We start from the raw sequence: 25,598 nt of genomic DNA, 5'->3' as shown, positions 1-25,598 counted from the left end.
TGACCTTGTGCTTATTAAATTTCTTATCTTTGGCCTTCTATGGCGGATTATAGGTAATCCGTTCATTGCCATCCTCATTTTACTCGTTATACTGTATTTCCTGGATCGTCGTTACGTTGGGGTGTTCCCAAGCTTCACGAAACCTCTCAAACGTATGCGTAACATCTCCCGGCTTCGGCAACAGCTTGCCATGAGTCCCAATGAAGTTTCCTCCAAGCTGGAACTGGCTCGCCTGTTAATTGAGCGCAAGCGTTACAGCGAGGCACATGCGTTATTGCTTGAACTGGAACGCCCATACGAGCAATCGGCTGAGTACTGGGAGGCATTAGGGACGACTGAGCTTCATCTGGGTAACATCGAAAAAGGCGAACGTCATATTTTGCAAGCCCTCGAGATTAACCCCAGAGTCAAGTACGGACGCCCGTACCTAACCCTTGCTGGAGCTTTCAAAGATACGCATGAGGACAAAGCGCTGGATTATGTGCATCAGTTTCAGGAGATTCATTCCTCTTCCAGTGAAGCTTATTATCTGCTCGGCTCGGTTCACCGTTCCCTTGGGCGCAATGCTGATGCAAAACAGGCATACGAGCAATCTTTGAACGTTTATCGTTCGTTACCCAAATACAAAAAACGTCAGGAGCGCCGCTGGGCTGTCCGCAGTTGGTTCCGCAAACGTGGATTGTAATGTCATCCGCTATACACTGTAATCTTCATATATCATTTTTCTAACCAATAAAAGTGCACTGATCTCTGCCCTCGTATGAGCAGAACCAGTGCACTTTATTCTTAATAACGATATTAATACACCAATATCTCACGCAGTCGTTCTTCATGGAGATGCATCCAGTCAATCCGCTGTTTGAGTTTCACAATCTGCTCCACAGCCACTTCCGGCTCATCTGTACCCTCGAACATCCGACTGATGAAATGCATGACCACATCCAGACTACGCAGCAAAATCAATCGAGGTATGGCCAGCAACTCTTCCGGTTTCAGGCTGACCTGTTCCCGAAATCCCCTGATCAGTCCCTCCTGTGCCTGCCACATCCAATCTTCACTCTTGTCCATGGTAAGGAGGTCAGACATCGGAACAGCCAGCTCCATTACCCGCAAATCCCATGTCGCAAATTCAAAATCCAAAATGGCGCAGATTTCACCATCCTGCTGATCTACCAATACATTCGAGGCATTCACGTCCCCATGAACCAATTGATGCGGCAGATGTTCCATTCCCCGCAGGGCTTCAAACAGATCTGGCAGTGCCTCTCTCAGTTGCTTCAACTCATTCGCACATGAGGCCAATTGCTCGGGCGGCGATGTGCATAGCTGTAATAATCGTTCTGGTGAACAGAGCGGATACGCATCCTGAATTCGATAGTATGGTGGATACACAGGTTCAAGTGGTATATCCAGGGTAGCCATAACAGAAGACAGGGCCCCCGCCGCTTTACCGAGCCCCATCAATTGATCTGGTGTATGCCAGATGGGATTGACGCCTTCCCTATAATGAAACAGAGTCACAATTTTGGTATGACCTTTCAGGGTATCTTTTACAGGAAGGAACGTACCTCTCTCACCAGATAACCGCCTTACAAGTGAAGGTGTATCAAGCTTAAAGTTCGAACGTTGGAGGGCTTCCAGCACCTCGTGTTCAAAGGTGATTTTCATCGGATCATTATGTGTTTCATATTGTCTCATGACGTAATTAGTCCCGTCTACATGGAGCATGTAAGTAGAATTATTCATCCCACCCTTTCCCCTCTCGCCTTTCCAATCCGATGTAAAAGCATATAAGGCCAACACTTCGGATATACGTTGCTGCTCTGAAGGATGGAGGGAACCGGAATCGATGTTTTGCACCAAAAATTAACCCCTTTATCTCACAAAATGGAACTGTCTTTTATTTATCTTAAAGGAAGTCCATCGCTTGGTCTAGTTCTGTTCCAAAGTGATCAAGAGAACGGATAATATCCCGTCCGATTAAGCTGCTCCGCAATGACACGATACCCTCTTGCATTGGGATGCACTCTGTCCCAGAACAACAGTTCACGTTCACGACCTTCAAACCTGTCATACACCTGAGCACACGCATAGTTGCCTGATCCCGCTCCATTCAAAAACGAATTATATTGGCGCACCCAGTACGCAGCTTCCGTCGCTTGTGGATACGGGTTGTACAATCCGATGGATCGGACCATATACTCATGGTTGCCCTTTAACTGCCGAATGTGCCGCATGATCTGGGATACATTACTGCGGGTTTCTCCGAGCACCTGTGTCATTTTGCTGGCATTTGGAATGCCATTACTTGCTTTAAACGTACGAATCAGATCATTCCCGCCAATGGATATGGTAATGATATCCGCTTCACGGAGCGATTGCCGCACTCGGGGATGCGAAGAGATCATCTGCAACATTTCCCCCGACGTCAGTCCATTCACGCCCATATTTTCCATGGATACAAACGTACGAACATTCATTTCTGCCATTCGCCGATATAAAGGAACAAAGCCGGTGCCCAGCAACGCTCCTGTACCTACCGTTAATGAATCTCCTATAGCCACATATCGATATACCATCCCGTCGCCCCTCTCTGCTGTGATTTCTCTGAACAATAATGAACTGCTCTATATCTTATGATGAGTGGCAAGACAAGGCGCGGGATGGTGTCCTTAGGCATGCACCTTTCTTTTGCATAAAACCATATTTCTTCTTCTGTAGAGGTAAAAAAAGAAAAAAGCCCTGCCGCATAACGCGGCAGAGCCTGATTCATTGCAATGCATTACATGCCTATGGTCCGATCCGAATCAACGGAATCTGATTGTTCCTTGTTCGGGAACGGCCACCAGTTGGCCCGGCCAAACATCTTCACCATCACTGGGACGAAGAATGGCAGGAACAGCAGAGAGTACAAGATCAATCCGCTAAGGACTACTGTGGCAATCTGCATCATCGAGAGAACACCGGATGGATACATCGCAGCAAATGTACCGCTCAGAATGACTGCGGCAGATAGAATAACGGTGCCCATGTTTTTCATCGCGTACAACATCGCATCCTGTACTTTCATACCTTTGTTCTCATTGAAACGGTCCATCAGGAAGATGCTATAATCCACACCAAGTGCAATCAGCATAACAAATCCGAAGAACGGAGTAACCCAGCTAATGCCTGCGAATCCGAGGATATTAACAAAGATCACTTCGGTTAACGCCATCGATGTGAAATAAGCCAGTAATAAGGAAACGATCAGATACAATGGCATAATGACCGAGCGAAGCAGTACGACCAGAATAATAAATGTGCCTGCCAGCATCAGCATTACAGTACGTGTATAGTCGTTATTCGAGATCCCCTGCAAATCTGCAAACGTGCTGGTAACGCCACCTATGGCGATATCTGCTTTTTCAAGTGTACTGCCTTGTACCGCGCGATGTACTGCCGCCTCAATGTCAGGAACACGATCAATGGCTTCTGTTCCGTATGGATTTTCGGCGAAAATAACATCAATCGTCATCGTTTTCCGATCTTCAGACAGATACGTATCAAATACCTGTGTGAAGTCTTTGCTGTTCAGTGCTTCATCAGGAACGTACCAGCCTGCCAGATCGGAATCTGGTGAATTTTGCAATTGCGTCAGGTAGTCCTGCGCTGAATCCAGTCCACCGGATACCTGTTTAATACCATCGACACTTTGATTCAGTCCATCTGTCAGTTGTGTCAGCTGACCACTCAGATCCGAGAAGCCTTGTTGGATTTTCTCCTGACCACCCTGAAGCTGGCCAAGTCCATCCTGAATGGAAGGAATTTCACTAATCACTTTGCCCTGACCATCTGCAGCCTGTTTGAGACCGGATTGCAACTGACCAATTCCCGTTACAATCTGGCCCAGGCCATCGGCAAGCGCCTTTTGTCCGGCTGCTGCGGAGGCAAACCCTTCATTGGCCTGATTAATTCCAGTAGCGGCTTCCCCAAGTTTGGTCTTAATCTGACCCAAACCTTGAGCAAGTTGCGCTGTGCCAGAACCTGTTTCTCCAATCGTACCTTTGATACGCTGGTAATCAGCATCTTGCTGCAATTCAGGATAACGCTCTTCAAGTGCTGTGAAGGATTCGGACAGACTGGTTAGAGCTGTTGAAACCCCGTTCAGCTGTTGTTCCAGTTCTCGGGTTCCATCCCCCAGTGCAGCGACCCCTGCTCCCGCCTGACGATAGGCTTCAAGCAACTGATTGTTCGCCTGCGCAAGCTGATCTGCACTCGTTTTGGCTTGCTGAAGTCCGGCTTTCAGATCACCCGCACCTGCGGAACCGTCACGAATACCTTTTTCAATCTGCCCTAGTCCCTCACTGAGTTGCGTGATACCCGATTGCAACTGGGAGGTTCCTTTGGTAAGTTCACCTGCTCCATCAGCAGCTTCTTTTAACTGTGGTTCATTTTTACTTAGCTGACTGCTGGCTTCACTCAGTCCATCACGGATTTTGTCTAGACCCGTCTTGCCTTCACCCAGTCCATCCGATAATGTTCCCACTTGCTGTGTAACTTCAAAATCTTTAATCTCATCACCCGTAGGTCGTGTCATACTACGGACACCAGAGACTCCAGCTACTTTCTCTACTTCCCGGCTAATTTTCTCGGCAACGGCCATATATTTCGCATTATCCATCGCTTCATCGTTCTGGATGACGATCTGACCCGGCAACGATTCACCCGGACCAAAGCTGTCAGAGATAATGTTAAATGCTTTTACGGAATCATATTTCTCACCAATCTCATCGAGACTATTGAACGACAGTTTGCCATCGTAGGTTGCCAGAAGAGGCACACAGACAGCTGCAACGATGAGCAGCGCAGCCCATGGACGTTTAAGTGAAAAGCGACCAGCTGCACCATAGATTTTGCTCTCGGCATGTTCAAGTGAACCCTTCGACGGCCAGAATAACTTCTTGCCCAGCACCGCCATGAAGAATGGCACAATGGTCACCAAGGCAAGCATCATCACAGCAATACCTACAGCTACGGCAACCGCAGAGCGGTACAACATAAACTGGGCAAAGCCAATCGCAATGAATCCAACCAGCACAGCTAGTGCTGAGAAGAGTACCGTTTTACCGGCAGTACGATAGGTCGCAATGATGGCATCCCACGTATTCTCATGATGAGCCAGTTCTTCCTTGAACCGACTGATCAACAGGATGCAGTAATCCGTACCAATCCCAAACATGACGGCGACCATAAAGATCTGTGTAAATGTGGATATCGGGAAGTCCATCCCATCCACCAGGAATGCAACAATCTGTTGCGATACAATGTAACTGATCCCCACCGTCAGCAGCGGGACAAACGGAGCTACAAACGAACGGAAGACCAGGAACAGAATGAGTAAAATAAAGACAACTGTAATATATTCCGATTTCTTAAGCCCCTCTTGGGAACTTTCAATGGTGTCTTCATCAATCAGACCTTTACCGGTTATGTAGTGCTCCACATTGACGGACTTCAATGCTTCATTCAGGTCTTCCCGCATTTCCTTGACCGTACGATCTCCCTGATCAATGGATAGCGATGTTAGAATCGTTTTTCCGTCAGCTGAGATCATCTTCTCGGACAGTTCAGGCTGAGAGAAAGGTTCCAGAATGGACAGAATACCGAGCTTCTCCTTGTCGGCCTCCAATTGCTTAACGGCCTTCTCTGCCTCTTGTTTCCCCGTGGTGCCCAGCCCATCGGGATTATAGAATACAAGGGCGATCTGGCTCCCCTGTTGTTCTCCTTTTTGTGCTGCAGCTTCATTCAGAATCGCTGCTGCCTGGGTGGAAGAGTACCCTTCCGGAACCGAAAACTGTCCCTTTTCCCGAATCAGTTCACTCATGTTAGGGGCGGTAAACATCAACACGGCAGCTACAACAACCCATAGCCCCATTAACCACCATCTTGCTTTTAGTATCGTTCTCATTCGTTCTCCCGTCCTCCTTCATGCGATAGCAAAGCTGCAAGCTTCTCAAAAGATTCAATGAAAATCCGGACTTCTTCCGGTTTAAAATGAACCAGATACGGCTCCAGAATCTGCTGTATTTCCTGTTCTGTTTCCCTGTATACCTGTCGTCCGGTATCCGTCAGTGTCAGATATACAACGCGGCGGTCACGTTCATCCCCGGCCCGATGGACCAGATCGCGATCCACCAGCTTGTTGACCAAAGCGGTAATGCTGCTCTTACCTATACACAGAAGCTCTGCAAGATCAGAGGGCGTGCAGAAAGGTTTCTCTTCAATCAGACGAAGTGCGCAGAACTGATCGGTCGTTATGGTCTGCCCCACTTGTTCACGTATCCGCGTATCAAACCGCTTATTGACCATAAAGGAAGCATCCAAATAGCGGTTCACCAAACTTTTTGCATCCGGTGTACTCATTCTTCATTCTCCTTTCCCGAATCTATATAGTTCACTTAACGAACTATTCTTCTGTGAAACTATTCTATAATGAAACAATCTTACAAAGCAATACTTTTTTCCTGCTTTTCTGATGAAAACGATAAAAAAAACAGGACGTCCGACTCAGCTCATTGCCAAATCCAACATCCTGTACTGATGATAATCCATATATTTCTTAAAGTAATAAAATGCCTCTGTGCTACTCTTCGTCTGTATCTTCCTCTTTTTCAAGCACACAACGGAATCGCTCCACACCTGGGTATAATTCACCCAGACTATATACCACAAACCCCGTATTCCGATAAAACTCGACGGCTTCCAGCTCGGCCTCAGCAATCAGTCTATCAGGATTGTATGTTGCCAACAGTTGTGAGATCATACCACGTCCATAATTTTTAAAGCGGTTTTCAGGCAAAACCGAGATATGATGAATGGTAACCTCACTTGTTCCTGTCTTCTCATATCCAATCAGACCGATCAATTGTCCCTCATCTTCGTAACCGCCCATTTGCAATTCGTCTTTCTCTACATATTGTTGCAACGCACGGTTCAAGTGATCCGGATCAGGAAAAACCGAGTAGGACAACAGCTCCTGTACTTCCGGCTCCTGTATGCGTGATTTCAGATTAATTAACACCTTAATTCCTCCTATACCTTGCTTGTTTCCGTTATCGTATTGTAGTCGTTAGCCTCTAAAAGTTCAAGTCGTGTGCCGATTCAGCTCCGATACCCTCCAGCACATTTTGCTCAGCATTGGTATCGTGATAACGGTTGCAACCATTCTTTTGTACATAGGATACAATCTTCCCGTTCTGATCTGCGACAGCCACACGCGTGTGACTCCCTCCTCCATCCATCCCTATTACATATGTATTCATCCTTAACGATCTCCCTTCAGACCACACATTAAGAGGGCCGGGTCCATTGTCAGGTCCCGGCAGAGAATTTATTGCTTTTGCACAGCGAAACGAAGCAGTTCACAACGAAATTGTGTCGGTTCATCATACTTTTCCTCTTCAATCGTCTGTGTAACATGTTCCTGAAGCAGAATATTCCAGCCTTTGTAGGCATCCTCCAGTATAGCAATCGCCTCGGCTGTGGGCAGGTTCAGTTCAATTAATGGTTTAATCTCCTTGCCTGTATTGATTTCTTTCTCCTCCACATTGGTACTCATCGTAATACAATGAATGCCCCCTGTACGAGTTCCGGCCTGTAACCGGTCTATCGCTTCCATGAAGGCTTGCTTATTTGAGACATGTTCCAGACAAGAACAAGCAGCGATATAGTCAAAATAGTTTGGCTCCACAGCATAATGTTCAACATCTGCTTTCACTGCCTGCACGATATGATCAACCTGATATTCTTTCGCATACTTGCGAAGTCCGTCTACGGCCTCATCCAGTAAATCCACACCGATGACTTCACTCTTCGTTTTTGCAAGGCGCTGTGCAATCGGTATCGTATGCCTCCCCACTCCGCATCCCAGATCGAGGACACGCAATTCCTCCTTGTGAGCAAGTAGGCGTTCCAGCATATCCATCACCATAGGCATGGGCCTCGACATCCAGGTACCAGAGGCGAATAATTCATTATTCTGATAGAAATTGGAATGATAACCTTCCTCTGCTTTTCGTGCAGCCTCAAATTGTTCGTTTCCCATCAAGATACCCCCATCGTTTAGTAAATGATTTGCATCTTCTACTTAATACCCAGATTGTCACAAAAAAATCAATTAAAAGCAGGCGACAGATTTTTCTTCATGAAGGATTCCAGTGCCGCCTCATATCCGGTGCGATCGACTTGAAACGCTGTGCCATGACCGGCACGGGGGACGGTCAGCAATTCCTTTTCGGTTGGGCAGGCTTCATACAACCTGTACACCATTTCCGTTGGTACAAACGTATCAGCCTCACCATGGATAAATAACACGGGAACGTTAACTTTGGCAAGCTGCTTGAGAGCAGAAGCCTCTCTAAAGGAATACCCTGCTTTCCACCGGGAGATCAGACTTGTGACAGGTATAAACGGAAATGCAGGTAGCTTGTATAATTGCTTCAACTGGAACGTCAGTTCTTCTTCCACGGATGTATACGCACAATCAGATACAATCGCTTTAACCTGAATCGGCAGAACTTCACCACCTGTCATCAGTACGGTTGCTCCTCCCATGGATATGCCGTGCAATATGATTTCCCCTTGTGTACCCACTTTTTCAAGCACCCAGTTGGTCCACTGGACATAATCCTTCCGATCTAACCAACCAAAACCAATGATATCACCTTCACTCTGTCCATGACCTCGATCATCTGGCATGAGTACGTTATAACCATGCTTTTCCGCATAAAACCGGGCGAATCCAGCCATTTCTCTGCCTCTGCCCGAATAACCATGTGCCAGAATAACCGTCTGATTCGACCCTTTATTGGAACCGAGCCATGTACCATACAGTTTTAATCCATCATGTGATTGAAGAGATATCTCTTCTGTAGGCTGAGCATCCAGCCACTTCAGGTCAGAAGCACTGCTAATGATTTCATTGTCCGGTTCAGGCATCAGATTTGGATTATCTACCAAAAACGTTTTTGGTGTACGGCGAATGGCCGTTTTGAAAAAATAAAGCCCTCCTGCCCACAGAAGAGCAAGAAAGATCAGTACCAGTGCTGCAAGTACGTAGAATAACATGAACGAGCCCTACCCTCTTTCCTCATTAAGATAAATTCAATCTTTACTTACTCGTTGCAGTGCTGCACATGCTGCTTGATAGGCGGGTAACAAAGCATCCAGCAAAGGTTCTGCTTCCCGTGATTGACCTTCCTTCGCGAACTGCTCTATCTGAGCAAACAAAGTTGATAAATAACGAATCCCTAGGCTCAAACTCCCTGATTTCAGATCATGGGCTACCTCGGTTGCAGCAACATGGTCACCGGACACAATATGTCTGCGCAGCACCTCAATCTTGCCAGGTGTATCGGTACGATACATGTCCAACAACATACCAAGGAGTGTACGATCGCCATCGGTGTTTAATTCCGCAATCTCATGTACGATGCTCATATTTAGTACCTCGGTCGGTTCGGAGGATTGCTGCCACTTCTCGATCATCTTACTCAGAATTTCCAGCGTGAAGGGTTTGCCAATAAAGTCATTCATCCCGGCTTCCATACACTTGTCTTTCTCTCCCTGCATGACATTACCTGTCATTGCAATGATTGGTGTGGTATGGCGCATTTCATCCATTTCTATCGAGCGGATTTTGCGTGTTGCCTCCAAACCGTCCATCACTGGCATCATATAATCCATGAGAATCAAACTGTATTTTTTGCTGAGAAAAGCAGCTATTGCCTCTTCCCCATTCACTACAGCGTCCACTTGGGTTATTCCCAGTTTTTTGAGTTGCAACATAACAAGCTGCCGGTTGATGACATTATCATCGGCCAGCAATACAGATACAGAAGGAGCTTCATCATCCATATCCTGCCCCTGATGCCCTTGAGCGGAAGCAACAGACTGGTTACCGTCTTTCTTACCAAGTGTAAGTTCGAACCAGAATGTTGATCCTTCACCCTCCTGACTGTCTACTCCAATCTGACCTTCCATCAGTGTAACGAGCGACTTGCAGATCGATAATCCAAGGCCCGTTCCTCCATACTCACTTGAGCGTCCTCGTTCAGTCTGCACGTAGGGTTGAAATAACTGGTTCTGATCTTCTTCCGAGATACCAATGCCCGTGTCTTCGACTTCAAATCGGATCATTTGTGTAATCTCATCATCTTTCATAAGGGCGACTCGTATCCGCACTGTACCTTCTGATGTGAATTTGTTCGCATTCTGAATTAGATTGATCAGTATCTGTGTAATCCTCGTTGAATCCCCTTCAAGAAGGGTAGAGATTCTGGGGTCACAGTCTATCGATAACTGATTTCCGTTCTTTCTGACTTGGGGTTCGAGCAAACGAATAATATAGTTTATCGTCTCTTGCAGATCCACTTCTCCCAGTTCAAGTCGCATCTGACCCGCCTCAAGTTTGGACAGATCCAGAAGATCCTCAATCAGCTTAAGCAACAGTTTGGTAGCATCCTGTATAACGGAAACGGAATTCTCCTGTTCTTCAGACAATGGAGACAGCTTCAGCATCTCAGCCATCCCCAATATGCCATTTAATGGCGTACGAAAATCATGACTGATGCCTGCAATAAATGCGATTTTTGAATCACCTGCGTCTACTGCTTGCTGACGTGCAGCTTCAAGACTGTTATTGTTCTTTGCAAGCAGACGCTGGAGTGTCACCAGTTCATTATTCATATCCGAGAATTCCGTAAGTATCCGTTCCTCTTGCTCTTTACTCCGGATCATCTGATCTGATAACTGCTCAATCGTTCTGCGTAGCCTCTGTATCTCTCCGCTCTCATTAGACATCACAACATCCCTCTCCTAATCCCTAACCATATCAAAATCATTACATGTAGCTGGCTGAGACAGTAATTGTTCTGCAACCGCTACGGCTTCATCGGCTCCTGGCGCATAACCGTCAGCTCCTATCGTTTTCCACAACTCCTGATCAATATTAAAGGGATATCCCCCAACCATAATCTTCACATGTGCCGTTGCCGGATGATGACGGATCAGATGAATCAACTCTTTGGCCAGATGAAGGTGATACGTCATCGTAACTGAAATCGCAACAACATCGCCCTGATGCCGCTCTATAGCCTCTATTACACTTCCATTGGGAACATTGGCTCCCAGATAGTGCGTATCCCAACCTTCCATCTCGAACACATCTGTGAGCATACGCAGTCCGATCTCATGTTGTTCACTGCCTACACAAGTAGCCACTAGTTTTTTATCCTGACCCGTATGAATCAGCCAGCGAGAATAAAGACGTGATATGAATGACTGGGTCGCTGCCGTACAAAAGTGTTCTTGCCCCACACTGATACGATGGCATTGCCACAATCGTCCAATTTCATATTGGGTAGGCTGAAAGATATATCGATAAATATCACGAATCGTCACCCCGGCTTCTAACTGGGCTTCAATGATCTCAAAGGCTTCTTTCCGTTTATTCTCAAGCAAACACTGTAAGTACGATTGCGCGGCATCTCCATATGGCATGGATTCGTTGATGTAACCCGCCTGTGACTCCATATGTGTTGTTCTATATATTCCCATCTCCAGATACTCGAGCAGAAGCGCCTTTGACGGATGGTCAAATTCTTCTTCCAATGTCTCTTTGATCAGATTGAGATTAATCACCAGGTCTTCTGGTGATACCTTATAACCCTCAAGTAGAACTTTCAGCCAGGCAATATAATGAGTAAACAGACCTGGACTCTGTACGAGCGCACTTTCTGCCAAATAGTTCAAGCTATACTCCGAATCCTGTTTGGTTCGCATTTTTCCATTCTCGCCAAATCGGTCAAGTAAATCGGGCTGTCTGAGATACTGTTTCTCCGTTATTTTATCAGCTAAGTTCGCAGATTCTTGGAGCAAACGTTCTCCTGCTTCTTGATGACTCATAGATGCCACCCTCCTCATACCCGCATCACACTCAATCTTCATTCGTGACTAATCCAGAATGAGATCGATGTTAGTTAACTTGCAATCGGGATAGGTTCTTCTACTTGATCCAATCCATCCATTCCGCTCTTAATCGTTCTGTTCCATTATACATGAACTTTCGATGATCATGTTTTACACACGATGAATGTATAGAACAATCTTCCTATATTATGGAGGGCCTTGCAAGTCAGTCAGCCAGTATATACCTGTACTTTTCGAGATCCACAAAAAAAACTGACCTGCGTTATGAACGCAAGTCAGTTTTCCCTTCTGCCGCCAGTCCCAGCTTCTTCAACATCTTAATCGCAGCTACTTTCTCGGAAGGGTCAAGTCCTTCCAAAGCATCAATGATGACCTGATGGTGTTGAGGAAATATCTGTGTGAACAGTTCTCTTCCTTCCTCGGTTAACTCAGCGTAAATGACACGCCGATCTTCCTTGGATGGTCGACGAAACAGCAGATTTTTATTTTGCAACTTATCTACAACATACGTAATATTACCACTGGACATTAACACCTTTTCACCAATCTTTTGCAATGCCTGTGGTCCCTTATGATATAACAAATCAAGTACACCAAATTCTGTCGTATTCAGTCCGTGACTCTGGATGTCCCGATTGGAACGTGAGGTCACAGAATTGTAGGCCCGAACAAGAACCACGAATAATTGTAAAGACAGTTCCCGGTTGTCCTCCGTGTTCAGCATTTCAATAATCCTCCATCAGTTGTTTACATTTCGGCTCGTATGAGGGGCCAGCTTCTGCTCCCACTCCTCACGGAGCATCCCCATACGAATTGAATCATAGTACTGCCCGCGAACGATACGACACTTCCTCATTCGCCCCTCCACCTGTAATCCGGCTTTCACAGCCGCACGCATCATACGTTCATTACCAGACCAAGTAGTCAATCCAACCCGAACCAAAGGCATCTGTTCGAACAAATGACTTGACCACATGGTAAGTGAGCGTGTGCCAACCCCGCGTCCCCACTGGACAGATCTGTATATTACAATCCCCATTTCCAGCCACATGGATAACTCATCTTCTATGTAATAGCTGATTGTACCCACAATTTGTCTGTCGGATTCAATAATACGGATTGATACGGGTTTGGAATCGCCTGGACCTACTTCCATACGTTTGAGCATACCTTGTTCAAAACTTTCATAACTTTCGTGTTTAAGTGGGTAATAGGGTGCATCCCATTGCTTCCATTCAGGTACGTCATCACTGTAGATCAATTCGTAGAGTTCTTTCAGATCCTGTTTCTCCACACACCTGAGTACAAGTTCACCATCAACGATTGGCAGTTCTTTCATACGATGAAAAGCACCCTCTTCCATATTAAGAACGATGAAGTTCTTCGATACTTCCGTCCGCATTGGCAAGAATGACTGTACTAGCCATATCCACAAATAGTCCGTTATCAACAACACCTGGTAACATGTTCAATCGAACATTAAGGTCCGCAGCGTGATCAATCGCCTCCAAGTGGCAATCTGCTATCAGGTTTCCGTTGTCTGTCAGATAACGTTGCTGTCCATCCATCCGCCACTGTGGTTGACACCCCAATTTTTCGAGCGCCTGGAAGGTCCACTCAGAAGCAAATGGAACCACCTCAACTGGAAGCGGGAATTTCCCCAACTTTTGCACGGCTTTGCTGCCATCCGCTACAATAATCAATTTGTCACTATTGGCCGCCACGATTTTCTCACGCAAAAGAGCCCCGCCCCCCCCTTTAATCAGGTTAAATTCGGGATCAACTTCATCAGCACCATCAATGGTCAGATCCAGACGTCCAATCTGGTCAAATGGGACGATGGGAATCCCCCATTCACGGGCAAGCTTGTCTGAAGCCTCTGAAGTGGCAACCGCTTGAATGTTCAATCCATCACGTACCCGCTCACCGATCCGGCAGATGGCATAATAAGCTGTTGAACCTGTTCCCAATCCAACCTTCATTCCATCTTCAACATATTCTGCCGCACGCTCTGCTGCTATCTGTTTAAGATTCATCTATAAACCCCCGCTGCTCATAATTTGAGAAATGCATATGTAGTTATTATAGATAAAACCGCTTCCGATGTATATCCGTGCCTTCTGTTGCATCTCTGCCATCATATTTTTGTTTTGTTGAAGGATGTATTTTTACCCACCATGTTATAGAATACAGAATGAAGCTAAAAAATGGGAAATTTTAAAATAAACAGTTCTAAATACCTATAAACCATCTGATATGTCCATAAATACGTAAAATATTAAAAAAAATTTAACGATACTATTCAATTTAACGACATTTTATACGACATATTAATTATAGATGTGTTTTAATAATTAGACACCTATGGTTCATACGGTACATAAGTCTCTACGAAAGCGACTGATAAACCAAGACCATGGTCGCATAAATTTCCTTTGGAGGGGATCACGGAATGATCTAGTTCACTGTACCAATGCAACCCTAAAGTTTCTTAATTTAAAGAAGATCAGGAGTGGAATTTAGTGAAATCATTAAGTTGGAAAAGCATGTCGTTTTTCTCCAAAAATTTGTTACTCTCATTTACCAATATCGTTATCATCGGGGTAGCACTTATCGCAAGCAGTTACTATTTTCAAAAAACAGTTCTTGTTGAACAGCTGCATGGACAGGTGGAACAAATTACCAAAAAATGGGCTGAAGATATCAATCCTGCCGAGGTACAAGCTGCTATTACGGAAGGTAGCTATGATGGAGCAACACAAACGAAATTACGAGCGTATTTCGATGAGATGCAAGAATATTATCCTAACATTGCACAAGCCTACATCTTCGGTGTTGAGCTCGGTGGCGATAACAAGAGATTAACTTCCCTTGTAGCGATGCCAACCAACCTAAGAGAGGCTTTTCAAAGTGAGAACGTAAATATTGGTGACATGTATGAGCAGCCGGTCGTTGTAGCCAATGCACTGAAAGAAATGCTTAATACGGATCGCCCAACATTCACAACATTTTATTCCGATGATTTCGGAACATGGACAACCATTGCATATCCAATCAAAGACAGCAACGGAAAGATTTTCTCATATTTTGCCGTTGATGCAGATGCATCAGCCGTACCCGCGGGACTAAACTCCTTGCTCAAAAACGGAATTATCATCCTTGTGGCCTTCTTGCTGTTATTCCTGATTATCCAATACCTTGTAGTTAAAAACACACTTTCCCCTATCCGTCACTTGATCAAAGGAATTGATGACGTAAGTCGGGGTAATTTGAATGTCAACATTCCGACAGGCAAAGACGATCTGGGACTCGTTAACGAGAAGTTCAACACCATGGTTCGCAAAATCAACGATACTATCGTTAAAGTGCAAATCACGTCACAAGAAGTAAATCAGTCTGCCAAAGAGCTATATGAAGTTTCCGAGCGCAACAGTGAGAATGCAGATTCTATCAATAATAATGTAACTCAAATCACTTCCAACATTCGTTCACAGGAACAGGCAACACGGGATAGTGCACGTGCCATGTCCGAGATGGCTACCGTAATCCAGACGATTGCCAGCAGCTCGGCAAGTGTAGCGGATGAAGCCTATGAGATGGAACGTCGTTCGCAACAAGGTAACAGCGTTGTCCGTCAGGTGTCTGAACAGATGAATCTGATTACGGAATCGGTTAAGAATACCGCTTCTGCCATTGAGGTTCTGGAGAGTCGTTCACAGGAAATCGGCGATATTCTCAATATCATCTCGGGTATCTCCAGCCAGACCAACTTGCTTGCTCTTAATGCTTCCATTGAAGCAGCTCGTGTTGGTGAAGAAGGAAGAGGATTTGCAGTTGTTGCAGGTGAAGTACGCAAACTTGCCGAGCAGTCTGAACAAGCAACCAGCCAGGTTGGCGTATTGATCCAAGAGATTCAAGCTGGAATTAAACAAGCTGTACGTGCAATGGAACAAGGTACGTCAGAAGTAGATACAGGACTCAGCGTAGCCGATCAAACAGGACAACTGTTCGAAGATATTTTAGAAGCAGCGAAAAAAGTATCTAATCAGATTCAGGAAGTATCAAGCGCGACAGAAGAAATCTCTGCGGGTACGGAGGAAATGACCGCTACAGCAGACGACTTGTCTTCAAGCGTAAGTAAGACAGCAAACAGCAGTGAACAAATTTCCTCATCTGTTGATGAGCAAAAAGCATCTTTGATTACACTGGTAGACTCCTCCACACGCCTTAACAGCATGTCTGAGGAACTCCAAGAATTGATCTCTCATTTCAATGTAAGCAAACAATAATTCAAATCCACAAACATTCGGTTTGAACCAAGGAGGAATAACTGAAGTGATTGAAAACCAACCATCTTCTTCCCATTCCATGGAATCTAGCTTGCCAGTTCTGCAGATTCCACTGGATTTTGGGCGACGTCAACAATCATTCTCTTATCAGTCTGCTCAAATCACATTACATGCTTCTCTGAGCCGTGAACTTAAACAGAAGTATGGAGAACAGATGGTGTACCCGGTACTCCTCTCAGCTTATGCAGCCTTGTTATTCCGATTGTCAGCTGAACAGGAACTTGCCATAGGTATACTTTCCCCCGATCAGGCAGCTTCCTATCTTTCATTACAGATTCAGGGGAAATTGACCTTCAGCCAACTATGTCATCAAGTTTCAGAGCAGCTCAAGATTGAATACACGTTGCAAAACGGTGGATACCCTGAATCGTTTTTTATGCTGAATAGTGTACAGTTGCCTCAAGCTCCTCAAATATTAAACTGGAACGTTCGAGATGATCAGAACATGCTCATCCTCGATCTGTTCTATGATAGTTCACTGTTAAAAGAGTCTACCGTGCTGAGATATGCAGAATATTATCAGACTCTTCTACTCGCCCTTGTGCGTGACGGTGAGAAAGCAATCGGTACGGTAGATATTCTTTCCGCCTCAGATCGATTGCTTTACCGTGAAATGAATGATACTTCTGTTCTCGAACCAGAGAATCAAACGGTTCATGGCTGGTTCGAAGCAACGGCAGCGGCATATCCAGATTCACCGGCGATAACATCGCCATCCAAAAGTTATACGTACAGGGAATTGAATGAACGAGCTAATCAGGTTGCACGTGTTCTGTTATCCAATGGATTGCAGAAAGGTGAATTCGTGAGTATCTTTATGGATCGGAGTCTGGAGACGATCATCTCCCTGCTTGGTATTCTGAAGGCAGGTGGTGCGTATGTTCCGATCGACCCTGAGCATCCACAAGAACGTAACAGTTATATCGTGGAAGATACGGCATCCTCCTTCGTGCTGACAACGGAGGCTTCTTATGCCCAAGCTTCCAGCTTGTTCTCCAGTATAGCTACGGTCCGTCAGATTCTCGCTGTGGATGGTCGTTTGGCCGGATTTGCAGCAAGTAACCCCAATCTGGATATTCAGCCCGATGATCTTGCGTATATTATCTACACGTCAGGGTCGACCGGTAAACCCAAAGGTGCACTGATTGCCCACCGGGGTGTAACCAATCTTGGCAGTGTGGTTCAACGTGATTGTGACATTCAACCAGGTGATGTATTAACCCAGTTTGCTACATACAGCTTTGATGCATCCGTGTGGGATACCATTGGCGCCTTGTTCTATGGAGCAGAATTATATCTGTTGTCTGCGGAAGAACGTGTATCCGTTGAAGAATTCGCAAGTGCAATTGAACGGACAGGAACAACCATCATTACGATACTGCCTACGATTTTCTTCAATCAGCTTGCTTCCTACTTATCCGATGAAGGTTTCCACAAGCTGGCCAAAGTCAGAATCATTACTGTAGCCGGAGAAGCGTTATATGGTGAACAGGTTCGTGCCTTCCAGCGCAAATTCGGAAACCAGATTGATATTGTTAATGTGTACGGACCTACCGAATGTACAGTAGCCACAACTACTCACCGCATCAGTGAGCAGGTTCCCGAACATGTGGTGAACATCCCTATCGGTAAACCGATTCATAACTACAAAGTATACATTGTAAATGAAGAACAACAGCTCTGTCCGGCAGGTGTACCTGGTGAGGTATATATTGCTACCCCTGCATTGGCCAAAGGTTACCTGAATCAGCCAGAACGTACAGAGCAAGCATTCATTGAGAACCCGTTTGCGATAGGTGAGAAAATCTACAAGTCTGGCGATATTGCCAAATTGCTGGATACCGGGTTGCTGGAATATGTTGGTCGCAGTGACTCTCAGCTAAAAATTCGTGGTCACCGGATTGAGATCGGGGAGATTGAAGATCACTTTGCACGGCTTGATCAGATCCAGAACGTTGCGGTCATTCCGAAGAAAGAATCCGATGGACAAAATATGCTGGTTGGTTACTTTACATCGAAAGATGGCAGTACCCTCTCTGTTACGGACATCAAGGCAGAACTGACGGAGAAACTTCCTTCTTATTTTGTACCAAAGTGGATCTGTCAGCTGGATGAAATGCCGATTGCACCGACTGGAAAAATCAATCGCAAAGCGATGGTATCTCTGCCTCATGTGGAACGACATGAAGATCGCCCTGACCGGGTCATGCCTGAGACGGAGACGGAATCCATTATCTTGGACGCATGGAAAGGAATCCTTCAGCACGATGACTTCGGTGTCGAAGACAGCTTCTTCAATATCGGTGGGGATTCACTCCGGGTTATTCATGTACTGGTTATTCTGAAGCCACATTATCCACAACTGAACATTGCCGACTTCTTTGCCGAGAAAACAGTCCGTGCTCTCGCTCGTCGTGTGGAAGTATTGTCTCTCAGTGCAGCAGTAGTTACGGATTCAGTGGTGACCGATGGTATGATTACACAATTATCCGAACACCCTGTGGAGCTAACGCCCCAGTTGGGGTATCCGCTCATTCGTGAACCTGAGCATGTGTTGCTGACTGGAGCAACTGGTTATCTGGGCTCTCATGTGCTGCAACAGTTAATTCTGAATTCCAGTACACGGATCTACACCCTTGTTCGTCGACCATCCAATGGAATAACTGCAATGGAACGTTTGACTAACGTGCTGGAAGGTTATTTCGGCAAACAACTGACTGACCAACTCTCCACTCGCGTGGAGATTATTGAAGGGGATCTCGAACAACCTAATCTCGGTCTGTCCGCTGAACAAAGGGCTTATGTTCAGGATCGAATTGACCGTGTCATCCACTGCGCTGCAGACGTACGTCATTTCGGCGATGCCGATCAGTTCGCCAAAACAAACGTGGAAGGAACGGTCGCATTGCTAGACTTGATTCGCAGCAAACCAGGTGCTTCCTTCCACCATGTATCCACGATGGGTATTCCGGAAGATCTGGCACTCAGCGGACAATGGGAATCTTCCCTGCAATATGATCGGTTCCCGGCTGACTTGCATGTGGACAACCTGTATTCGGACAGCAAGCTTGAAGCCGAGAAAGTCCTCATGATTGCGGCAGAGGAAGGTGTACCTGTCAGCATCTATCGTGCAGGTAATCTCACTTGCCACTCCGAAACTGGACGCTTCCAGTCCAATATTGATAGCAACGCCTTTTATCGTATGATCAAAGCAATGTTATTGCTCGGCAAGGCTCCTGCGGCTGACTGGATGGTTGATTTTACACCGATAAACTATGCAAGTGAAGCTATCGTTCATCTGGCCTTACGTCAGGATACCGCCGGTCGTGTATTCCACATCTGTAATCCGGAGCCCATACGTTATGATGAGCTGATCCGTTCTGTGAATCGGGCTGGTTACGAAGTCGAAACGCTACCTTTCGCCGATTACACACGTTGGTTGTTCGATGCGAGCATCAGCAAAGAGCCGGAAGCTCTTCAGTTGGCTATTGCACAGCTTGAAGGCGACGGTGCGAAGGATTCAGCATATGTCTATGCTTGCCCTGTCACCACGGCTTATGTGGAACCTGCCGGTATCTCATGTGCAAAAACAGATGATCGCTTCATCTCCGCCATGTTAGACTACGCCGTTCAGATTGGATATTTCCCGTCTGCAATCCGGCACCATAACGGCACTTCTACAGCAATGGAGTAAGTTTCACTTTATCATTAGCATTTAATTAATAAATAAGGTCACACGAAAGAAGCCATCTTATCGTCATTCACTGACGATAAGATGGCTTCTTTACTTCGCATTTTTGGGTCATTCTTTTAGATCCATCGGATAATTGCAATGATGGCAAGATGAGCTGGATAGAAATAACGCCAGACCCAACGTGGCCCCTTCATACGGAATCCCGCTTGATAATACTGAGCAATAGCAATGCCGGCGGTTGCGAGCACACTATACATTTGCACAGAGCTGTTATGCAGCAGAAGATATAGTGCATTTAACAAGACATGTGCCACGACAAGTACAGGACCCTGGAAATAACGGAATAACAGAACCAATAACAACCCGTACATCCCGTAATCCATTTGGCTAATTTCCATGAACCACCCTGCTCCAATTACAATCGGAATCCCTAGTAGTTTGGATGGCAATTTATCGATAACGAATAATACCAACAGGGCTGACCACAATGTCCACACCACGTTCAGAGAATAATGATTAAACGCAGCCATGAAAGGCACCTGTGATATGATCGCAATCCAGAACAGCCGCCATATGTATTTTTGTACGTCTCGTGTATGTTTATAACCGATATACACTGCAAAAGCATAGATTGGAAAAGCGATACGACCTATGATCCTCAACTCTATAATATGTGGAAAAAAGACAGCCCCTATATGATCAATTAACATCGTGATCATGGCAATCCACTGCATCATGTTGCGCCCCCCCTCCCTTGTTGCCGACGACACAAGTGTGCCATTCATTCATATAGTCCATCTTTTGGAGCAAACTCTTATACATTAAGTTCATAATACATGAATTTGGTATCCTGTGCATATCCTTCGGATTCATATAAAGCTTGGGCTTGCTTGTTACTTAACTCAGTTGAGAGTGATATACGAAGAACTCCTCGTTCAGATGCCAATTGCTTGGCTGCTTGCAAGAGCTTCCTAGCAATGCCTTGCTGACGATAATCCGGATGCACATATAGATCATTAAGCACCCAGACAGGCCCCATCGATACCGAACTGAAACTGGGATACAGTTGAACCAATCCAGTACAAATAAAGCCATTCGAGATTGGCTTTTCTGCTACCAAAATCACCGATTCATGGCCTTCCATTCGTTCTCTAATATACTGACGTGCTGCCTCAATGTCAGCATTTTGGTTGTAGAACATCCTGTACTCATTGAACAATCGTCCCACTTCGTTACTATCAAGAAGACCCGCTTGTCTGATTCGGTGCTGCATTTTACTCAACTCCTCTGGGATGGAGACCATCGTCTCCTCGTTTGTATTTCTTTCAATTGTAAAACAGTCCTTTCTTTTTCCCCATTCATCATCTGCATCAAAGTTTGTAGTATCTTGAGCTGTGAGCTGACATTCGTTCATGCGCGTTTCCAGATTGCATCCTGCTTATCTAGTCCATGCCAATTCTGTACGTTTTGTTATATTTACTTCGTATTGGTAAAAATAAAAAGGCGACCAAAGCATCCACTGCTCCGTCGCCGTAATTATTCAGTTCGATTCAGCATTCTGCTGTTCCTGACCAGGATCAGCATCGGGAAAAATGACGCCTTTCTTCAAAATCAGATTGGCATATTGCGCTCGCTCACCAGTTGCAACAATCACATAGGCATTCGAAGCCCGTTTATAAAAATCAAATCGTTCTTCATGATCAAAAGCATCCGTGATGCCCTCGTATTCTTCAATCAACCGGCGGTAGTCTTCCCATATGATCGGGATCACCTGATCCCCTTTCACAACCTGCATGACAGCAGCGGGACGCTCAGCATAGGTATCCAGTGGATATAATTGCAGGATGGCATCCAGCAGTTCAACAACTCCCAGTGCATCACAGCGTACCAGTCGCTTGGCATGACTGGCTGCGGGGAAATTGCCATCCGCCAGAACCAACTCGTCTCCATGACCCATTTCGGACATGATTTTGAGTAACTCTGGAGGTATTATTGCGGGTATATTCTTTAGCATACACAGCTCTCCTTGTTCATCTCCAACATCAGTTAGAGCAGATTGGTTTTCTCCATTTTTCAAGCACGCTAGACATCGATTCTATAAAAGCGGTTTCATCCCTATTCTAACAGTATTTTCTGATCATTGCACAGCGCACACGTAAGTTCGATATGAGAATATTTCATTTTGACAAAAATACTTGTTTGACATATAGTTGTTGTAACAACTAATTAATTAGGACATTTTATTATGGAAGCGAGGTCTAGCAATCACATGGACTATACACTGGAACAATCTGTTGGATTCATGCTGGGTTTCACACACCGTAAAGCAGTAGCTTTACTTGCGACGCGATTCAAACCTTATGATATTACGACAGAGCAATTTTCTGTTCTCTTTAATGTTGACCGCGGTGAAGGTGTGAATCAGAAGGAACTCGCTGCACGTGTCTTCAAAGACCAACCCACCACTGCGCGGATTATTGATCTGCTTGAGAAAAAAGGCTGGGTAGAACGCCGGACCAGCGAACAGGATCGCAGAGCCTATCTGTTATATCTCACCTCGGAAGGCAAAGCGTTAATTGATATCCTCGTTCCGATTGAAAGAGAAATGAATAAAGAACTTGCTGAAGGTATATCCGAAGACCAGATGGAAGCATTTAAACATACTCTTTCCCTCATTAACCGCAACTTGTAATGAATCACAACTCAGGGGGAATACATCATCATGAAAGAACAATCTACACAACAAGTTAGACTATGGACTACCGATTTTATACTGCTGATGCTGTGCAACTTCTTGTTGTTCTTGCAACTGCACATGATTGTCTCTCCGCTTCCGTCCTACGTTCAGGAGCGATTTCACGCGAATGCGTTTGAAGTAAGTTTATTCACCTGTCTGTTTGCACTAAGTGCCATAGCAGCCCGTCTCTATTCCGCGAAAGCACTGGAGAAGGGTCTTCGTAACGCCATGATCTATATAGGCCTGTCCGTAGCCCTGCTGGCAACGCTCGGCTATTATTTTGCTGCAGGCATAGCTGTGCTCTTGTTGCTCAGAATGTTGTTTGGTATCGGGTTTGGTATGAGCAGTACCGCTTTTCCAACGATGGCCTCGGACATTGTGCCCGTCAAACGAATGGGTGAAGGTATGGGTTACTTTGGTCTATCGACTAGCCTGGCTATGTCTATGGGTCCAATCATTGGGGTCACTCTGCTCCAGGGTGCAGGTTTTGTAACCCTGATGTTATGCACTGCGGGTGTGCTCGCTGTGATCTATCCACTGAGTTATTCGCTGACACGCAAAAAAGCAGTCAGAACCGATAACAGTACAACCATCATGCCACAAGCCACAACAAGTGCTTCAGGGTCCAACCCAAAACAGAAGACACCTTTCAACCGCAAGTTGATTCTGCCCAGTGTGCTGAATTGCCTATTATCCATCACCTATGGTGGGCTTGTCGGATTCATCGTTTTGTATGGTAAGGAAGCCAATCTGGCCAATCCTGCGCTGTTCTTTTTGTTCAATGCACTCGCCGTGTTATTGGTTAGACCATTTGCAGGACGGATCTATGACAATAAAGGTCCAAAAGCACTGCTCATTCCAGGGGCAATATTCGTTGCTGTCGGCCTCATTCTGCTCTCGTATGCAACCTCCATGTCCCTCCTGTTCATTGCTGCCTTTATCTACGGAATCGGTTATGGTTCCATGCAGTCGTCTCTGCAGACCTGGATGATTCAAGTTGTATCTCCTACTCAACGAGGTATGGCTAATGGTATGTTTTTGAACTCGCTGGATCTGGGTATTGCGACCGGTGCCCTTCTTCTTGGCGCCATTGCGGCCATAACCAGTTATACCGATATGTATCGATATTCCGTAATGTTTATGATTCTGTTCTTGCTTATATATCTGATTCAGGGAAAACGAAGCGGCAGCTTCTCCATTGAACCTCATGCTCTGCTCGCTCATACTCATATCACTGCAACGGAACCACCTCTAGATCAATCCAAGAATTCAGAATCTGGAGCCGGCAACACCGAAACTAGCCAGTCAAATAAAAGCAAACACGAATGATTGGTTAAGGTCATTCTGCTCATAGAAACGAGAAACGCGTTTACACCCAGAAAGCAAATTCATCCGCTTTCTTAGGCGTAAACGCGTTTTTTTTGAACAGATCTGGATGTTAAACTTAAGACAGCATGGAAATGAACGCAGCATACAGCACCGTCTATCTAAAATGGACTTTTCTTGCGACCTATGGAAACATACCCTCTACTCGTCTCGATCACATCCATAGATGTTTCATCCTGTTTCTGCTTGCTTCCTGAAGTAGGTTGATCTCCCTTATCCGGTTTAACTGCAAATAAGGTGAGCAATCCGCCCACTGCGCCAGACGCAGCGAGCACACCAAAAAGCAAGAAATGATGAGAACCGATCAACAAAGAAACGACAGGCGGACCGAGAGATACCCCAATGAATCGCATGCTGCTGAACAGAGCCGTGATTGTGCCCCGCTGTTTTTTGTCCACGCCTTCTGTAATCAATGCATCCAGACATGGTAACGTTGCACCTATTCCGGCACTTCCCAATGTGAAAAGACCTACTACAACATAGATATTATCGAATAAACCTATAACGCCAAGGGATACCGTCAGAAGCGCAAGCCCTGTGAAGCCAAGCCATTTCATTCGCGTTTTGTTCTTCCCAATCCACTTCCCTGCCAGGAAAGAAGAAAGACATAACGCTGCCAGCGGAATCGCAAGGACAAGTCCTTTAAGTACACCTTTCAGGGCAAATTCGCTCTCCAGCGTCTCGGATAGATAATATAACACACCAAAGATGACAAACATGCAAATACCACCGATTGCAAACAACGCATACAACCAGCGTCCCTTTTCTTTTAATACGTCACGAATGGATGCCACAAATTCCGTAAAGGTGGGAGGCTTTTCTTTTTTCCTAGGAGTCTTCACCAGGAAAATAACAAGAACCAGCGAAAGCACACAAAGTATAGGAATAGCCATGAATGGCGCATACCAGAACCAGACTGCCAGCGCTGCACCCAGAATCGGACTTATGACTTTACCAAACGTATTCGAGGTCTCAATGATACCCAGACTTTTGCTTACTTCATTCTCATCATTAAACATGTCCCCAACCAACGGGATAACAATAGGAAATGCGCCCGCAGCACCTATTCCCTGCAATAACCTGCCACCCAGAATGGTCCAGTAGGCTATGTTTCCGTTCAGCATCCATGCTGCCACACCAGCGACAGCACCTCCGACGGCTGCAATAACGAGGCTGGGAATGATAACTGCTTTTCTGCCAAAACGATCCGACAAGTACCCTGCAAGAGGAATAAGCAGGATGGCAACTACAGCGTAGACTGTAATGAGCATACTGACCTTAAATGCAGATACCTTCAACTCACGTTCAATCTGTGGCAGGATCGGTATAAGCATGGAATTACCCAAGGTCATAATTAAAGGGATGGAAGCAAGTGCGACGAGGTCCCACTTTTTATCGTTCATACCACAACCACCTTTACAGATTCTACACACAATAGCATTATTGTGCTTGTTTCGGAGGT

22 protein-coding genes are annotated in these 25,598 nt (G+C 45.6%); 5 read left to right on the top strand and 17 right to left on the bottom strand.

Annotated elements, in window-relative coordinates:
• The first annotated feature begins 7 nt into the window (after positions 1–7).
• Positions 8–685: a tetratricopeptide repeat protein gene (locus C161_RS10900; protein ID WP_036670276.1), complete on the top strand. Its 678-nt coding sequence runs from the start codon at positions 8–10 to the stop codon at positions 683–685.
• 113 nt (positions 686–798) lie between these two features.
• Here C161_RS10900 and C161_RS10895 read toward each other — a convergent pair whose 3' ends face one another.
• The 13 genes from C161_RS10895 to rpiA form a co-directional block, all read right to left on the bottom strand.
• On the bottom strand, positions 799–1,746 hold the full coding sequence (locus tag C161_RS10895; RefSeq protein ID WP_156946105.1) for a phosphotransferase: 948 nt from the start codon (positions 1,744–1,746) through the stop codon (positions 799–801).
• A 206-nt stretch (positions 1,747–1,952) separates the two neighbouring features.
• Positions 1,953–2,579 carry a GDSL-type esterase/lipase family protein gene (locus C161_RS10890; RefSeq protein ID WP_017689264.1) on the bottom strand — a complete coding sequence of 209 codons (627 nt, stop codon included), beginning with the start codon at positions 2,577–2,579 and terminating at the stop codon, positions 1,953–1,955.
• Positions 2,580–2,782: 203 nt separating this feature from the next.
• The gene (locus C161_RS10885) at positions 2,783–5,950 is read right to left on the bottom strand and encodes an MMPL/RND family transporter (RefSeq protein WP_036670274.1); all 3,168 of its coding nucleotides are present in this window, start codon (positions 5,948–5,950) and stop codon (positions 2,783–2,785) included.
• Positions 5,947–6,405, bottom strand: a complete 459-nt coding sequence (locus C161_RS10880) for a MarR family winged helix-turn-helix transcriptional regulator (protein WP_036609512.1) — start codon at positions 6,403–6,405, stop codon at positions 5,947–5,949. The genes C161_RS10885 and C161_RS10880 overlap by 4 nt, the downstream gene beginning before the upstream one ends.
• Before the next feature lie 220 nt (positions 6,406–6,625).
• Positions 6,626–7,063, bottom strand: a complete 438-nt coding sequence (locus tag C161_RS10875; protein WP_036670273.1) for a GNAT family N-acetyltransferase — start codon at positions 7,061–7,063, stop codon at positions 6,626–6,628.
• A 55-nt stretch (positions 7,064–7,118) separates the two neighbouring features.
• Positions 7,119–7,304 (bottom strand): hypothetical protein, encoded by a 186-nt coding sequence (locus C161_RS10870; RefSeq protein WP_036670270.1) that lies wholly within the window; start codon positions 7,302–7,304, stop codon positions 7,119–7,121.
• Positions 7,305–7,372: 68 nt separating this feature from the next.
• Positions 7,373–8,086 (bottom strand): class I SAM-dependent methyltransferase, encoded by a 714-nt coding sequence (locus C161_RS10865; protein WP_036670268.1) that lies wholly within the window; start codon positions 8,084–8,086, stop codon positions 7,373–7,375.
• A 68-nt stretch (positions 8,087–8,154) separates the two neighbouring features.
• On the bottom strand, positions 8,155–9,108 hold the full coding sequence (locus C161_RS10860; protein ID WP_036670264.1) for an alpha/beta hydrolase: 954 nt from the start codon (positions 9,106–9,108) through the stop codon (positions 8,155–8,157).
• A 36-nt stretch (positions 9,109–9,144) separates the two neighbouring features.
• The gene (locus C161_RS10855; protein ID WP_036670262.1) at positions 9,145–10,842 is read right to left on the bottom strand and encodes an ATP-binding protein; all 1,698 of its coding nucleotides are present in this window, start codon (positions 10,840–10,842) and stop codon (positions 9,145–9,147) included.
• Between the two features lie 15 nt (positions 10,843–10,857).
• Positions 10,858–11,946 (bottom strand): cobalamin-dependent protein, encoded by a 1,089-nt coding sequence (locus tag C161_RS10850; protein WP_036670261.1) that lies wholly within the window; start codon positions 11,944–11,946, stop codon positions 10,858–10,860.
• A 286-nt stretch (positions 11,947–12,232) separates the two neighbouring features.
• Entirely contained in the window at positions 12,233–12,694 is a 462-nt protein-coding gene (locus C161_RS10845; protein ID WP_036670259.1) for a MarR family winged helix-turn-helix transcriptional regulator, read from the bottom strand.
• 15 nt (positions 12,695–12,709) lie between these two features.
• On the bottom strand, positions 12,710–13,309 hold the full coding sequence (locus C161_RS10840) for a GNAT family N-acetyltransferase (RefSeq protein ID WP_051449743.1): 600 nt from the start codon (positions 13,307–13,309) through the stop codon (positions 12,710–12,712).
• A 25-nt stretch (positions 13,310–13,334) separates the two neighbouring features.
• Positions 13,335–14,006, bottom strand: a complete 672-nt coding sequence (gene rpiA / locus C161_RS10835; RefSeq protein WP_036670256.1) for a ribose-5-phosphate isomerase RpiA — start codon at positions 14,004–14,006, stop codon at positions 13,335–13,337.
• Positions 14,007–14,516: 510 nt separating this feature from the next.
• On the opposite strand from rpiA, the gene C161_RS10830 reads away from it, so the two are divergent.
• Positions 14,517–16,259: a methyl-accepting chemotaxis protein gene (locus C161_RS10830; RefSeq protein WP_036610901.1), complete on the top strand. Its 1,743-nt coding sequence runs from the start codon at positions 14,517–14,519 to the stop codon at positions 16,257–16,259.
• A 79-nt stretch (positions 16,260–16,338) separates the two neighbouring features.
• A complete protein-coding gene (locus tag C161_RS10825; protein ID WP_036671009.1) occupies positions 16,339–20,013 on the top strand; it encodes a non-ribosomal peptide synthetase in 3,675 nt (1,224 codons plus the stop codon).
• A 116-nt stretch (positions 20,014–20,129) separates the two neighbouring features.
• Here C161_RS10825 and C161_RS10820 read toward each other — a convergent pair whose 3' ends face one another.
• From C161_RS10820 to C161_RS10810, 3 genes are all read right to left on the bottom strand, one after another.
• Positions 20,130–20,750: a TraX family protein gene (locus C161_RS10820; RefSeq protein WP_235193783.1), complete on the bottom strand. Its 621-nt coding sequence runs from the start codon at positions 20,748–20,750 to the stop codon at positions 20,130–20,132.
• A 77-nt stretch (positions 20,751–20,827) separates the two neighbouring features.
• Positions 20,828–21,286 carry a GNAT family N-acetyltransferase gene (locus C161_RS10815; RefSeq protein WP_051449742.1) on the bottom strand — a complete coding sequence of 153 codons (459 nt, stop codon included), beginning with the start codon at positions 21,284–21,286 and terminating at the stop codon, positions 20,828–20,830.
• A gap of 267 nt (positions 21,287–21,553) precedes the next feature.
• Positions 21,554–22,027 (bottom strand): RbsD/FucU family protein, encoded by a 474-nt coding sequence (locus C161_RS10810; protein WP_036609525.1) that lies wholly within the window; start codon positions 22,025–22,027, stop codon positions 21,554–21,556.
• Positions 22,028–22,258: 231 nt separating this feature from the next.
• Here C161_RS10810 and C161_RS10805 point away from each other — a divergent pair, with 231 nt between their 5' ends.
• Both C161_RS10805 and C161_RS10800 read left to right on the top strand, forming a co-directional pair.
• Complete coding sequence (locus tag C161_RS10805) at positions 22,259–22,705, top strand: MarR family winged helix-turn-helix transcriptional regulator (protein WP_235193782.1); 447 nt, start codon at positions 22,259–22,261, stop codon at positions 22,703–22,705.
• 30 nt (positions 22,706–22,735) lie between these two features.
• Positions 22,736–24,079 (top strand): MFS transporter, encoded by a 1,344-nt coding sequence (locus C161_RS10800; RefSeq protein ID WP_036670252.1) that lies wholly within the window; start codon positions 22,736–22,738, stop codon positions 24,077–24,079.
• Between the two features lie 158 nt (positions 24,080–24,237).
• Here the strand turns inward: C161_RS10800 and C161_RS10795 are convergent, their stop codons facing one another.
• Positions 24,238–25,539: an MFS transporter gene (locus C161_RS10795; protein WP_036670249.1), complete on the bottom strand. Its 1,302-nt coding sequence runs from the start codon at positions 25,537–25,539 to the stop codon at positions 24,238–24,240.
• Between the last annotated feature and the right edge of the window lie 59 nt (positions 25,540–25,598).

This window comes from Paenibacillus sp. FSL R5-192 (genome assembly GCF_000517845.1).
GTDB lineage: Bacteria > Bacillota > Bacilli > Paenibacillales > Paenibacillaceae > Paenibacillus > Paenibacillus amylolyticus.
The sequence above is the reverse complement of the archived record's forward strand: the minus strand, read 5'-3'. Positions and strand labels throughout refer to the sequence as shown.